Genomic DNA, 13,023 nt, shown 5'->3' with positions numbered 1-13,023 from the left:
AGCGCGGGGTGGACGGCTCGCGCGGCGCGTTTCCAGGGCAACGGTTTTCGATGGTGGGAAATGCCTTCGGCCGTTTCCCAGCCTACGCCGGGCCCTCGCTCGGGACCCGGTACTGCAGCGCCTCGGCCAGCTGGACGCGCTCGATCCGCGCCTCTCCCTCCAGGTCGGCGAGGGTGCGTGCCACCTTGAGTACCCGGTGCAGGGCGCGCAGCGACAGGCGCAGGCGCTCGCCCGCGGCTTCCAGCCACAGGCGGTCGGCCTCGGCCAGGGCGCAGTGGGCCAGCAGGCCGGGCAGGTCGAGGTGGGCGTTGGCGCAGCCCTGACGCGCCAGTTGCAGCGCGTGGGCGGCGGCCACCTGGCGCGCCAGCGCAGCGCTGTCCGGCCCTGCGGTGGCGGCGTGCAGGCGGGTCGGCTCGCGGCGCACCGCGAGGTGCAGGTCGATGCGGTCGAGCAACGGGCCGGACAGCCGCGCGCGGTAGCGCTGCACCTGCTCCGGGGTGCAGCGGCAGCGCTGCTCGGCGTCGCCCAGATAGCCGCACGGACAGGGATTCATCGCCGCCACCAGCTGGAAGCGCGCCGGGAAGCGCAGCTTGTCCTGGGCGCGGGCGATGACGATCTCGCCGCTCTCCAGCGGCTGGCGCAGCACGTCGAGCACGTGGCGGGGGAATTCCGGCAGCTCGTCGAGGAACAGCACGCCGTGGTGCGCCAGGCTGATCTCGCCCGGCCTGGGACGGCTGCCGCCGCCGACCAGCGCCGGGCCGGAGGCGCTGTGGTGCGGCTGGCGGAACGGCCGCTGCGGCCAGCCGCTGAGCGGCGCGAGGCCGGCCACCGAGTGGATGGCGGCGACCTCCAGGGCTTCCTGCTCGCTCAGCGGCGGCAACAAGCCGGGCAGGCGGCTGGCCAGCAGGGTCTTGCCGGTGCCCGGCGCGCCGCTGAACAGCAGGTTGTGGTGGCCGGCGGCGGCGACCAGCAGGGCGCGCTTGGCGGCCAGCTGGCCCTGCACCTCGGCGATATCGCCCGGACTGGTCGCTGGGGCCGGTTGTCCCGTCGTGGTCCAGGGCGCCAGCGGGGTATGCCCGGCGAGATGGGCGGCCACCTCCAGCAGATGCTCGGCAACGTACAGCGTCAGCCCCGAAACCAGCGCGGCCTCCTCGGCGTTGCCGCGCGGCACCAGCAGCGCGCGGCCCGCGGCGCGCGCGGCCAGGGCGGCGGGCAATACGCCGCGGAGCGGGCGCAGGGCGCCGGACAGCGCCAGCTCGCCGAGGCATTCGATGCCTTCCAGGCTGGCGGCGGGCAGCTGGCCGCTGGCGGCGAGGATGCCCAGGGCGATGGCCAGGTCGAAGCGCCCGCCGTCCTTGGGCAGGTCGGCGGGGGCCAGGTTGAGGGTGATGCGCCTGCTGGGAAACTCGAAGCCGCAGCTCTGGATCGCGCTGCGCACGCGGTCCTTGCTCTCGCGCACGGCGGTTTCCGGCAGGCCGACCAGGGTCAGCGAGGGCAGGCCGTTGGCGAGGTGCGCCTCGACGCTGACCGCCGGGGCGTCGATGCCGAGCTGGGCGCGGCTGTGGACGATGGCGAGGGACATGATCGCTCCTTGATCAGGTGTCCCGCGAAGACGCGGCTCCCTATTGGTGCGGCGGCTCCAGACGGGCTTCCAGTTCGGCTACGCGTGCCTCGAGCGCTTCCAGGCGGGCACGGGTACGCGCCAGCACCGCCATCTGCGCGTCGAACTCGTCGCGGCCGACCAGATCCAGCTTGCTGAAGGCGCTCGACAGCAGGGCCTTGAACTGGGCTTCCAGTTCGCCATGCGGCAACGGCGAGTCGGCGCCGAACAGGCGGCTGGCCTGACTGGCGAACAGGTCGAGTACGGCTTTGGGCGGCAGCATGGCGGTATTCCAGCAAAAGAAGGCGCCAGTCTAGCAAACAACCCGACCGATCCGCGCCTGGCGCGCGTTGGCGGAATTCGTGCCCGGAATTGGTGCGTTTGCGATCGACGCCGGCCCGTCGTTGCACTCCGATTGCGCGAAAGATCGCCGTCAATGCTCTTTAATGGTGCATAAAGGGCGCGTAAATGGCGGCGAAAACCGGTGAAATGGCGTAACTCCATGAAAAACAAGCAAATGCGAAGAGTTGGCAAGAAACCTGCAGCGGGCTGCTCAGCCGGTGCTCGTGTGTCACCGCCGCGGGCCAGGCGGAGCGGGGGACGGCTCCGCTACCAGTTGCCGGCCGACGTTGAATCCAGCCTGCGCAGTGTCTGTCACCTGTTACAAACGCCGGACTCTGCGCTTAGACTTGTCATGGGTTCGTTGTTCCTGGGGCAAGTCCACCATTACGGGAGAAACTTTCATGAAGCTAGTCACCGCCATCATCAAGCCGTTCAAGCTCGACGACGTGCGCGAATCGCTGTCGGAAATCGGCGTGCAGGGCATCACCGTCACCGAGGTCAAGGGCTTCGGCCGTCAGAAGGGCCACACCGAGCTGTATCGCGGTGCGGAATACGTGGTCGATTTTCTGCCGAAGGTGAAGATCGACGTGGCGATCGCCGACGACCAGCTGGATGCGGTCATCGACGCCATCACCAAGGCCGCCAACACCGGCAAGATCGGCGACGGCAAGATCTTCGTGGTCAACCTCGAGCAGGCCATCCGCATCCGTACCGGCGAGACCGGCACCGACGCGGTCTGAGCCGAAACAACTTACTCCAACGAACCCCCCGCCCCAGGAGTAACACATGACTCTGCGCAAGCTCGCAGGGCTCGGAGCCCTATTGTCCCTCGTTACCCCCAGCCTGGCTCTGGCCGACGAGGTCGTCCTGAACAGCGGTGACACCGCCTGGATGATGACCGCCAGCGCGCTGGTGCTGTTCATGACCGTGCCCGGCCTGGCGCTGTTCTACGCCGGCATGGTGCGTTCCAAGAACGTCCTGTCGGTGATGATGCAGTGCTTCGCCATCACCGGCCTGATCAGCGTACTGTGGGTCATCTACGGCTACAGCCTGGCCTTCGACACCGCCGGCATGGAGCAGGGCGTCGTCAACTTCAATTCCTTCGTCGGCGGCCTGTCCAAGGCCTTCCTCGCCGGCCTGGGGACCGACAGCCTGATCGGTGCCTTCCCGGAAAGCGTGTTCATCTTCTTCCAGATGACCTTCGCCATCATCACCCCGGCGCTGATCGTCGGCGCCTTCGCCGAGCGCATGAAGTTCTCCGCCATGCTGATCTTCACCGCCGTGTGGTTCACCCTGGTCTACGCGCCGATCGCCCACATGGTCTGGGCCGGCGACGGCGGCCTGATGTGGGACTGGGGCGTGCTCGACTTCGCCGGCGGCACCGTGGTGCACATCAACGCCGGTATCGCCGGTCTGGTGGCCTGCCTGGTGATCGGCAAGCGCAAGGGCTATCCGACCACCCACATGGCGCCGCACAACCTCGGCTACACCCTGATGGGCGCGGCCATGCTGTGGGTCGGCTGGTTCGGCTTCAACGCCGGCTCGGCGATCGCCGCCAACGGCACCGCCGGCATGGCCATGCTGGTGACCCAGATCGCCACCGCCGCCGCCGCGCTGGGCTGGATGTTCGCCGAGTGGATCACCCACGGCAAACCGAGCGCTCTGGGCATCGCTTCCGGCGTGGTCGCCGGCCTGGTGGCCATCACCCCGGCTGCCGGCACCGCCGGCCCGATGGGCGCCCTGGCGATCGGCCTGGCCTCCGGCGTGATCTGCTTCTTCACCGCCACCAGCCTCAAGCGCAAGCTGGGCTACGACGACTCGCTGGACGCCTTCGGCGTGCACGGCGTCGGCGGCATCGTCGGCGCCATCCTCACCGGTGCCTTCGCCGCGCCGGCCCTGGGCGGCTTCGGCAGCGTGGAAGACATCGGCGCCCAGCTGTTCACCCAGTTCAAGGGCGTGGCCTTCACCGTGGTCTACACCGGCATCGTCACCTTCGTGATCCTCAAGGTGCTGGACCTGGTCATGGGCCTGCGCGTCAGCGAGGAAGCCGAGAGCAGCGGCCTGGATCTCGCCGAGCACAACGAGCGCGGCTACAACCTCTGAACCCCTGATGATGGACACGGCGGGCGCCTTCGGGCGCCCGTCACAGGCGCCTGTGCGCCCCGAGAAAAGGTTTCGCCATGGAAAACGAACTGATTCCCCTGCAATACGCCCTCGACACCTTCTATCTGGTGATCTGCGGCGCCTTGGTGATGTGGATGGCGGCCGGTTTCGCCATGCTCGAGTCCGGCCTGGTACGGGCCAAGAACACCACCGAGATCCTCACCAAGAACGTCACCCTGTACGCGGTGGCCTGCGTGATGTACATGCTGGTCGGCTACCACATCATGTACTCCAGCCCGGAGGGCGGCATCCTGCCGAGCCTGGGCTTCCTGATCGGTGCCGAGCACGCGGTCGACGTGGTCGCCGCCGGCGGCGAGGATGCGCCGGGCTACTCCAAGCGCGCCGACTTCTTCTTCCAGGTGGTGTTCGTCGCCACCGCCATGTCGATCGTCTCCGGTGCGGTGGCCGAGCGCATGAAGCTGTGGGCCTTCCTCGCCTTCGCGGTGGTGATGACCGGCTTCATCTATCCGGTGCAGGGCTACTGGAAGTGGGGCTCCGGCTTCCTCAACCAGGCCGGCTTCCTCGACTTCGCCGGTTCCGGCGTGGTGCACCTGTGCGGTGCCGCCGCCGCCCTGGCCGGAGTGCTGCTGCTCGGCGCGCGCCGCGGCAAGTACGGCCCCGACGGCCAGGTCAACGCCATCCCCGGTTGCAACCTGCCGCTGGCCACGCTGGGCGCGCTGATCCTGTGGTTCGGCTGGTTCGGCTTCAACGGCGGTTCGCAGCTGGCCGTCAGCAGCATCGAGAACGCCAACGCCGTGGCGGCGGCCTTCCTGAACACCAACATGGCCGCCGCCGGTGGCCTGCTGGCCGCGCTGATCGCCGCCCGTCTGCTGTTCGGCAAGGCCGACCTGACCATGGCGCTCAACGGTGCCTTGGCCGGTCTGGTGGCGATCACCGCCGAGCCGGTGACCCCCTCGGTGCTGATGGCGGTGCTGATCGGCGCCGTCGGTGGCGTGCTGGCGGTGGGTGGCGTGCTGCTGCTCGACAAGCTGAAGATCGACGACCCGGTCGGCGCCATCGCCGTGCACGGCCTGGCCGGCACCTGGGGCCTGCTGGCCGTGCCGCTGACCAACGACAGCGGCAGCTTCGCCGCCCAGCTGCTCGGCATCGCCTGCATCTTCGGCTGGGTGTTCTGCGCCAGCCTGCTGCTGTGGGCCATCCTCAAGGCGGTGATGGGCCTGCGCGTGGACGCCGAGGACGAATACGCCGGCGTCGACATCGCCGAGTGCGGCATGGAGGCCTACCCGGAGTTCACTCGCAAGAGCTGATCCGGCCCCCTTTGCGGCCAGACGAAGGGCACCTGCGGGTGCCCTTTGTTTTTTCTGGCAGCGCGCTAGAATGCGCGCGAACGGCTCTGCAGCCCGGCTCGGGGCGGGGGTTGCCCACGGCGGCGACCCGGTGGAGTCCGGCCGAATTTGCACCGGCGGCGCGCGCAAGCGACGCTGTTGGGCTATATACAAAATGCTTTTGCAGCACCATGGGGTTTCATCATGAGCGAAGAAGATCTGGAACAAGACGAGCTGGAAGGCGCCGAGGAAGGCGAGGAAGAGCTGGGTGCCGCGCCGGACGACGACGGTGACGGCGACGACGAGGTGGCTGCCCCGGTAGCCAAGAAGTCGAAGAAGGAAGCCGAGCCGGAAGAGCTGCCCTCGATCGAGGCCAAGCAGAAGGAGCGCGATGCGCTGGCCAGGGCGATGGAGGAGTTCCTCGCTCGCGGTGGCAAGGTGCAGGAAATCGAATCCAACGTGGTTGCCGACCCGCCGAAGAAGCCGGACAGCAAGTACGGCAGCCGCCCGATCTGATCGAACCGATCGGGGCTGGTCGCGAGGGCGATCCCGGAATACCGGGATCGCCCTCGGCGTTTTCAGGGCAGGCGCAGCGGATAGCTGAGCAGCAGGAAGTGCAGCAGGTTGAGCGCACCGTGCAGCAGCACCGCGGCGGCCAGGCGCCCGGACAGCTGCATGACCCAGCCGTAACCGAGGCCGGCCAGGGCGGCGGCGAGGGCGAAGCCCGGGCTGAAGGGCGCGTGGGCCAGACCGAACAGCAGGGCGGTGAGGCCGATGCCGCGCGCCGCGCCGAGGCGGGCGACCAGTGCGCCCTGCAGCAGGCCGCGAAACAGCAGCTCCTCGGCCAGCACCGTGACGCCGAGGTTCACCGCCAGCCACAGCGCCAGCTCGGCAGGCCACTTCGGCTGCCAGGCCACCACGCCGAGCGCCAGGGCCAGCGCCGGCACGCCGAGCAGGGTGGCCAGTGCGCAGCTCCAGGCGGCGCGCGGCCGTGCCGACGCTGGCCGGCGGCTGGCGGACTCGCGCCACCACCAGGCCAGCAGGCTGGCGCCGAGCAGCAGCTTGTCCCAGTGCAGGCGCAGTGCGTAGGGCGCGGCGTCCGGACTGAGCGCGCGCGGCGCGGCGAGCGCCAGCGGCGTGAAGCCGGGCAGCAGGTGGGCGGCCAGGGCCAGGCTGGCCAGCAGGCTGCCGGCCAGCCACAGCCCGCGGGGCAGCCGCCCGGGCGGATACAGCAGCCAGGCGACGAACAGCGCGCCGCCCAGCAGGCCGGGCGGCTGGATGCCACCGGCGAGCAGGCCGGGGAGCAGCGTGGCGACGGGCAGCAGCAGCGGCGCGGTGGCGCCCCGCATGCTCAGCTGGGTCGCCGGCGCGTCGGACAAGCCCGGGGGCTCCGCGTCAGTGCCCGGCCTGCCAGGCGTCGAGCAGCGCGGGCAGCTCGGCCAGGCTGGCGATCTGCGCGTCCGGGCGGCCTGTGCCCTCCCAGGGCTTGCCCTGCGGATTGACCCACACCGCGCGCATGCCGGCGGCCTGGGCGCCCTGGATATCGTCGCGCGGATGGTCGCCGATATGCACGGCCTGTGCGGCGGGGATGTCGGCGTGCTCGAGCACGGCGTGGAAGGCGCGCGGATCGGGCTTGCTCACGCCCAGCTCTTCGGCGCTGAAGGCGAAGTGGAAGTAGTCGGCGATGCCGATGCGCTGCACGTCGGCATTGCCGTTGGTCAGCACGCCCAGGCGGAACTGGCGGCCCAGCTGCTGCAGGGTGGGCAGCACCTCGGGGAACAGGCTGACCTGCTGGCGCGCGGCGAGGAAGTGCTGGAAGGCGGCCTCGGCCAGGCGCGCGGCCTCGACCTCGGCGTAGCCGGCGCTGCACAGGCCGTGGCGCAGGGTGCGGCGGCGCAGTTCGCTGATGCGGCCCTTGAGGGTCGGGTCCTGCTCCAGCACCCAGCGCTTGCTGTGCTGCAGGCGTTCGTCCGCCTCGGCGCCGAGCACCGGGGCGTGCTCGGCCAGCCAGGTCAGCAGTTCGGCTTCGGCGCTGTCGAGTACCGGGCCGACGTCCCACAGGGTGTCGTCGAGGTCGAAGGTGATCAGGCGCAGGGTCACGGGCGGTCTCTCCAGTGGCCGCGATGGCCGACTGTTTCGGTCAGTCTCTGCATCATACCGCCGGAATTCATTCCTGGCTGTCGTCTTCGTCGCTTGCCGGTGCTGCACTGCTGCGCCGGTGCGCACGCGGGTGGGCCTGGTCGTAGATGCGCGCCAGGTGCTGGAAGTCGAGGTGGGTGTAGATCTGCGTGGTGCCGATGTCGGCGTGACCGAGCAGCTCCTGCACCGCGCGCAGGTCCTGGGAGGACTCCAGCAGGTGGCTGGCGAAGCTGTGGCGCAGCATGTGCGGGTGCAGGTGCTGGCCCAGCTGGCGCACCCCGGCCTGGCGCACGCGCAGCTGCACCGCGCGCGGGCCGAGGCGCTGGCCGCGCCGGCCGACGAACAGCGCCGGATCGACGGCGACCTGCTGGCGCAGCGGCAGCCAGGCCTGCAGCGCCTCGCGCGCCTTGCGCCCGACCGGCAGCTCGCGGACCTTGTTGCCCTTGCCGCGCACCCGCACCAGGCCGGCGGCCAGATCCAGCTGCGCCAGGTCGAGGCCGGTCAGTTCGGACAGGCGCAGGCCGGAGGAGTAGAACAGCTCGAGCATCGCCTGGTCGCGGCAGGCGAGGAAGGCGTCCTCCGGCGCTGTGGTGCCCGCGGCAGCGGCGCCCGGCAAGTCGCCGCCCGACGTACCGACGCCCGACGCAACGGCGCCCGCCGTATCGACGTCCGTCGCGCCGTCGAGCAGCTGCTGGGCGCGGTCGGTGTCGAGCAGCCGGGGCAGGCGCTTGTCCCCCTTGGGCGGGTGCAGGCCGGCGCTGGGGTCGCTGCGGCAGTGGCCCTCGCGGATCAGGTAGCGGTACAGGCCGCGGCAGGCGGACAGCCAGCGCGCCAGGCTGCGCGGCGCCAGGCCCTGCTGGTGCAGGCTGGCGAGCAGGCGCCGCAGCGTCCGGCCGTCGAGCTGCTCCCAGCGCTCGAGACCGGCCGCGCTGGCCAGGGCAAGCAGTTTGTCGAGGTCGCGGCGGTAGCCGGCCAGGCTGTGCGGCGACAGCTGGCGCTCGCGGCGCAGATGCTCGAGGTAGGCGTCCAGTTCGGCGTGCATGGCGGACTCCCTGGAATGGCTCATGGCTGGGGTGGATGACACCAAGCGCGCGCAGGGCTGTTCGACCAGACCGGCGGCGCTGCGCGGCGTGGCCTCAGCGTACCGCGCGCAGCGTCGGCACCAGGCGCGGCAGCAGACGGGCGATGATTTCCGCCACGTGGCCGAGGAACACGGTGCCCAGCGAGCTCTTGTAGTGTTGCGGATCGGGACTGCCGAGAGCCAGCACGCCGTGCAGGCCCTGGTGGTCGAGTACCGCCACCGCCGCCGAGCCGATGCTGGCGATGTTTTCGGCGGGGAACAGGAAGGTCAGCTCGCTGGGGCGCAGCACGCCGCACACCGTCTTGTTGCCGGCGAGCAGGGCGCCGACCGCCTGCTGCGCCTGCTCCGGACTGACCCAGCGGCCGACCGCCGGCGGGGTGTCGCTGAACAGCAGCAGGCTGACGTAGGGCACCTGGAAGTCGTGGCGCAGGCTGTCCTCGGCGGCGGCCACCAGCGCCTCGAGGTCTTCGGCATCGAGCAGGGCGATGATCAGCCGGCGGGTGCGGGCGAACAGGCGATCGTTGTCGCGGGCGATGTCCATCAGCTGGGTCAGGCGCGCGCGCAGCTCGTGGTTGCGCTCGCGCAGCAGGCGCAGCTGGCGCTCGACCAGCGACACCGCATGGCCCGCCTCGTGGGGGATGTGCAGCTCGGCGAGCAGTTCGTCACGGCCGGTGAAGAACTGCGGGTGCGCCGCCAGCCAGGCGGCGACCTGTTCGGCGTCCAGCTCCGGCACGGGCGGCTCCTCGCTCACAGGCGCACCTGACCTTCGAACACGCGCACCGCCGGGCCGGTCATCAGCACCGGCGCGCCGGGTCCGGCCCACTCGATGGTCAGGCTGCCGCCGGGCAGGGTGATCTGCACCGGCGACTGCAGCCAGCCCTGGCGGATGCCGGCCACCGCGGCGGCGCAGGCGCCGGTGCCGCAGGCCTGGGTCTCGCCGCAGCCGCGTTCCCACACGCGCAGGCGCGCGTGATGGGCGTCGACCACCTGCAGGAAGCCGATGTTGGCCTTCTGCGGGAAGCGCGGGTGGGTCTCCAGCTGCGGGCCGAGCTGGTGCACCGGCGCCGTGTCGACGTCGGCGACGCGCAGCACGCCGTGCGGATTGCCCATCGAGATGGCGGCCAGCTCGACGCTCCGCCCGCCGACTTCGACCTCGTAGGCGATGGCGGCTTCGGCGGCGACGAAGGGCACCTCCGCAGGGGCAAGGCGCGGCGCGCCCATGTCCACGGTGATCTGCCCGTCGTTGCGCACGTTCAGCTCGATGATGCTGTTCTTGGTCTCGACGCGGATGCGCTTCTTCGCGGTCAGGCGCTTGTCGAGGACGAAGCGGGCGAAGCAGCGCGCGCCGTTGCCGCACTGCTCCACCTCGGAGCCGTCGGCGTTGAAGATGCGGTAGCGGAAGTCCACATCCGGGCGGCTCGGCGGCTCGACGATCAGCAGCTGGTCGAAGCCGACGCCGGTGTGGCGGTCGCCCCACTGGCGCACATGCTTGGGCTGCACGTGGGCGTGCTGGGTGACCAGGTCGAGGACCATGAAGTCGTTGCCCAGCCCGTGCATCTTGGTGAAACGCAGCAGCATGCCGGCCTCCGGGTCAGTTGGGCAGCAGGCTTTCGCCGGCGTACAGCTCTTCGATGCTCTCGCGGCGGCGCACCAGGTGCAGCTGCTCGCCATCCACCAGCACCTCGGCGGCGCGGCCGCGGGTGTTGTAGTTGGAGCTCATGACGAAGCCGTAGGCGCCCGCCGAGCGCACCGCCAGCAGGTCGCCCTCGGCCAGCACCAGCTCGCGGTCCTTGCCGAGGAAGTCGCCGGTCTCGCAGATCGGCCCGACCAGGTCGTAGCGGCGTGCCTCGCCCGCGCGCGGCTGCACCGCGACGATGTCCATCCACGCCTGGTACAGCGCCGGGCGGATCAGGTCGTTCATCGCCGCGTCGATCACCGCGAAGTCCTTGTGCTCGGTGTGCTTGAGGTACTCGACGCGGGTCAGCAGCACGCCGGCGTTGGCCACGATCGAGCGGCCCGGCTCGAACACCAGGGCCAGCGCGCGACCGGCCAGCCGCTCGCGCACCGCCTTGATGTAGTCGCCGGCCAGCGGCGGCTCCTCGTCGCGGTAGCGCACGCCGAGGCCGCCGCCCAGATCCAGGTGCTTGATCTGGATGCCGCGCTCGGCCAGACGGTCGACCAGCGCCAGCAGGCGCTCGAGGGCATCGAGGAACGGTTCCAGCTGGGTCAGCTGCGAGCCGATGTGGCAGTCGACGCCGACCACCTCGAGGTTCGGCAGCTCGGCGGCGCGGGCGTAAACGCGCTCGGCGACGTCGATGCTGATGCCGAACTTGTTCTCCTTGAGGCCGGTGGAGATGTACGGGTGGGTCTGTGCGTCGACGTCCGGGTTGACGCGCAGCGACACCGGCGCCTTGACGCCCAGCTCGGCGGCCACCTGCTGCAGGCGCTCCAGCTCGACGTCGGACTCGACGTTGAAGCAGTGCACGCCGACTTCCAGCGCCCGGCGCATGTCGTCGCGGCTCTTGCCGACGCCGGAGAAGACGATCTTGCCAGGCTCGCCGCCGGCGGCCAGCACGCGCTCCAGCTCACCGCGCGAGACGATGTCGAAGCCGGCGCCGAGGCGGGCGAGCAGGTTGAGCACGCCGAGGTTGGAGTTGGCCTTGACCGCGAAGCACACCAGGTGCGGCATGCCGGCCAGGGCGTCGGCGTAGGCACGGTACTGCGCCTCGATGTGGGCGCGCGAATAGACGTAGGTGGGGGTGCCGAAGCGCTCGGCGATGGCGGACAGCGCCACGCCCTCCGCGAACAGCTGGCCGTCGCGGTACTGGAAGGGTTGCATGAGGCCTCCTCGGGGAGCCGGGGCACCCGCGGCGGCGGCGGGTGCGCAGAATCTTAGAATTCGAAACGGTCTTTGCTGTTGGCCTTGTCGTCGCCGGGCAGGTACAGCGGGCCCTTCTGGCCGCAGCCGGTGAGGCCGGCGCTGAGCACGAACAGCGCGAGGAGCGGAAGCAGCAGGCGCTTCATGGCGGAAATCCTTGTAAAAGCAGCGAATGCGCCGGAGTATACCGACCCCCCGAGGGCTTGCCTATGCGCCGGGACGCACGGCGGGCGCGGCCTGCGTGCCGGCTCGCGGCAGGCGAGCCGGGAGCCTTTCCTTCGAGTGGAGACAAAGTTCATGAGTCTTAGCGAGGCCCGCTTCCACAGCCTGGTGGATGCCCTGCAGCGGGCGGTCGAGGATGCCTTCGACGCCAGCGACCTGGATGTGGACCTGGAAAACAGCGGCGGTGTGCTCACCGTGCGCTTCGACAATGGCAGCCAGCTGATCTTCAGCCGCCAGGAGCCGCTGCGTCAGCTGTGGCTGGCGGCGCGCTCCGGCGGTTTCCATTTCGACTACGACGAGGCGGCCGCGACCTGGGTGTGCGACGCCAATGGCGAGGCGCTGGTCGATATGCTGGCGCGCCTGGTGCGCGAACAGGGCGGCGAGGCGGTCGACTTCTCGGCGCTCTGAGCGTTCGCGCCTCCCGAGCCGCGGCCGACAGCCCGCCGGTCCGGCGATGCAGGGTTGAAAACCCGCGCAGCGGTTTTCTACCGCTGGCCGCGCGTCTGCCGGATTGGCGGGCAATCGCTGCGCGAGTTGAGCCACCCAGCTGACTGGCGATCTTCTTGTGCTGCCCAGATCGCGCGCAAGCTCGCTCCTACAGTCTCCGGCGATTGACCCGGTCGGCTTGCCTATTCGCCTTGCTGTGATATGGTCGCTCGAAACCCCGCCTGCGCCGGTTGTGTCAAGACACCGCGTCGGGCGATGCGCCGTTGAAAGCGGCAGCCCTTCGGGGCCGTCCTTTCGGCTTTGCTTCGCCGACGTTCGCGACGTTTTCGCACAGCCTGTTCGGGCGGGGTTTTGCTTTTTCCGATCCCCACAAGGAGCCCTGCCGACATCATGAGCCTGTCGCCCCCCATCACCATCACCCGTCTCGACCTGCAGCGTCTGGAGAAGCTGCTGGACAGCCTGGACGAGTTCGGTCCCGCCGCCGAGGCCCTGGAGCGCGAACTGGGTCGCGCCGAGGTGGTCGGCCTGGACGAGGTGCCGCCGGGCGTGGTGACCATGAACTCCACCGCACGCTGCCGCGAGGAAGCCAGCGGCAAGGAATACCGCCTGACCCTGGTCTACCCGCACGAGGCGGGCGGCGAGGGCACCGTGTCGGTGCTGGCGCCGGTCGGTTGCGCGCTGCTCGGCCTGTCGGTGGGGCAGACCATCGACTGGGCGGTGCCCGGCGGCAAGGCTCTGCAGCTGACCCTGCTCGGCGTCGACTACCAGCCGGAGGCGGCCGGCGCGGTGCGCTGAAGTCGGTCGGCGAGTACGGCAACAGCCCGCACCGGTGATCGGTCGCGGGCTTTGTCATTTCTGGGGCAAG

The 13,023-nt window shown here is 70.2% G+C and carries 15 protein-coding genes; 6 read left to right on the top strand and 9 right to left on the bottom strand.

Features of this window, described 5'->3' with window-relative positions; translation table 11 throughout:
• Positions 1 to 82: 82 nt before the first annotated feature.
• Both BLT78_RS16490 and BLT78_RS16485 read right to left on the bottom strand, forming a co-directional pair.
• Entirely contained in the window at positions 83 to 1,582 is a 1,500-nt protein-coding gene (locus BLT78_RS16490) for a YifB family Mg chelatase-like AAA ATPase (RefSeq protein WP_090350522.1), read from the bottom strand.
• 40 nt (positions 1,583 to 1,622) lie between these two features.
• Complete coding sequence (locus BLT78_RS16485; protein ID WP_090350520.1) at positions 1,623 to 1,883, bottom strand: accessory factor UbiK family protein; 261 nt, start codon at positions 1,881 to 1,883, stop codon at positions 1,623 to 1,625.
• A 460-nt stretch (positions 1,884 to 2,343) separates the two neighbouring features.
• Here BLT78_RS16485 and glnK point away from each other — a divergent pair, with 460 nt between their 5' ends.
• The 4 genes from glnK (at position 2,344) to sutA (ending at position 5,907) form a co-directional block, all read left to right on the top strand.
• On the top strand, positions 2,344 to 2,682 hold the full coding sequence (glnK, locus tag BLT78_RS16480; protein WP_090350517.1) for a P-II family nitrogen regulator: 339 nt from the start codon (positions 2,344 to 2,346) through the stop codon (positions 2,680 to 2,682).
• Positions 2,683 to 2,728: 46 nt separating this feature from the next.
• Positions 2,729 to 4,045: an ammonium transporter gene (locus BLT78_RS16475; protein ID WP_090350515.1), complete on the top strand. Its 1,317-nt coding sequence runs from the start codon at positions 2,729 to 2,731 to the stop codon at positions 4,043 to 4,045.
• A gap of 77 nt (positions 4,046 to 4,122) precedes the next feature.
• Entirely contained in the window at positions 4,123 to 5,373 is a 1,251-nt protein-coding gene (gene amt, locus BLT78_RS16470; RefSeq protein WP_090350513.1) for an ammonium transporter, read from the top strand.
• Positions 5,374 to 5,595: 222 nt separating this feature from the next.
• On the top strand, positions 5,596 to 5,907 hold the full coding sequence (gene sutA / locus BLT78_RS16465; protein ID WP_090350511.1) for a transcriptional regulator SutA: 312 nt from the start codon (positions 5,596 to 5,598) through the stop codon (positions 5,905 to 5,907).
• A 62-nt stretch (positions 5,908 to 5,969) separates the two neighbouring features.
• On the opposite strand, the gene BLT78_RS16460 is transcribed toward sutA, so the two are convergent.
• The 7 genes from BLT78_RS16460 to lptM all read right to left on the bottom strand — a co-directional run bounded on the left by BLT78_RS16460 (position 5,970) and on the right by lptM (position 11,635).
• Positions 5,970 to 6,740: a CPBP family intramembrane glutamic endopeptidase gene (locus BLT78_RS16460; protein ID WP_090352363.1), complete on the bottom strand. Its 771-nt coding sequence runs from the start codon at positions 6,738 to 6,740 to the stop codon at positions 5,970 to 5,972.
• Between the two features lie 46 nt (positions 6,741 to 6,786).
• On the bottom strand, positions 6,787 to 7,491 hold the full coding sequence (locus tag BLT78_RS16455) for an HAD family hydrolase (protein WP_090350509.1): 705 nt from the start codon (positions 7,489 to 7,491) through the stop codon (positions 6,787 to 6,789).
• 67 nt (positions 7,492 to 7,558) lie between these two features.
• Positions 7,559 to 8,572: a tyrosine recombinase XerC gene (locus BLT78_RS16450; protein WP_090350507.1), complete on the bottom strand. Its 1,014-nt coding sequence runs from the start codon at positions 8,570 to 8,572 to the stop codon at positions 7,559 to 7,561.
• 94 nt (positions 8,573 to 8,666) lie between these two features.
• Entirely contained in the window at positions 8,667 to 9,362 is a 696-nt protein-coding gene (locus BLT78_RS16445; protein WP_090350506.1) for a DUF484 family protein, read from the bottom strand.
• Entirely contained in the window at positions 9,359 to 10,189 is an 831-nt protein-coding gene (gene dapF, locus BLT78_RS16440; RefSeq protein ID WP_090350503.1) for a diaminopimelate epimerase, read from the bottom strand. Before dapF ends, BLT78_RS16445 begins: the two co-directional genes overlap by 4 nt.
• Positions 10,190 to 10,202: 13 nt before the next feature.
• Positions 10,203 to 11,450 (bottom strand): diaminopimelate decarboxylase, encoded by a 1,248-nt coding sequence (lysA, locus tag BLT78_RS16435; RefSeq protein ID WP_090350501.1) that lies wholly within the window; start codon positions 11,448 to 11,450, stop codon positions 10,203 to 10,205.
• A 53-nt stretch (positions 11,451 to 11,503) separates the two neighbouring features.
• Positions 11,504 to 11,635: an LPS translocon maturation chaperone LptM gene (lptM, locus tag BLT78_RS16430; RefSeq protein ID WP_090350498.1), complete on the bottom strand. Its 132-nt coding sequence runs from the start codon at positions 11,633 to 11,635 to the stop codon at positions 11,504 to 11,506.
• Positions 11,636 to 11,786: 151 nt separating this feature from the next.
• On the opposite strand from lptM, the gene cyaY reads away from it, so the two are divergent.
• Positions 11,787 to 12,119 carry an iron donor protein CyaY gene (gene cyaY / locus BLT78_RS16425; RefSeq protein WP_090350495.1) on the top strand — a complete coding sequence of 111 codons (333 nt, stop codon included), beginning with the start codon at positions 11,787 to 11,789 and terminating at the stop codon, positions 12,117 to 12,119.
• A 429-nt stretch (positions 12,120 to 12,548) separates the two neighbouring features.
• A complete protein-coding gene (gene rnk, locus BLT78_RS16420; RefSeq protein ID WP_090350492.1) occupies positions 12,549 to 12,953 on the top strand; it encodes a nucleoside diphosphate kinase regulator in 405 nt (134 codons plus the stop codon).
• Positions 12,954 to 13,023 lie beyond the last annotated feature (70 nt).

Source organism: Pseudomonas oryzae, from assembly GCF_900104805.1.
Lineage (GTDB): Bacteria > Pseudomonadota > Gammaproteobacteria > Pseudomonadales > Pseudomonadaceae > Geopseudomonas > Geopseudomonas oryzae.
The sequence above is the reverse complement of the archived record's forward strand: the minus strand, read 5'-3'. Positions and strand labels throughout refer to the sequence as shown.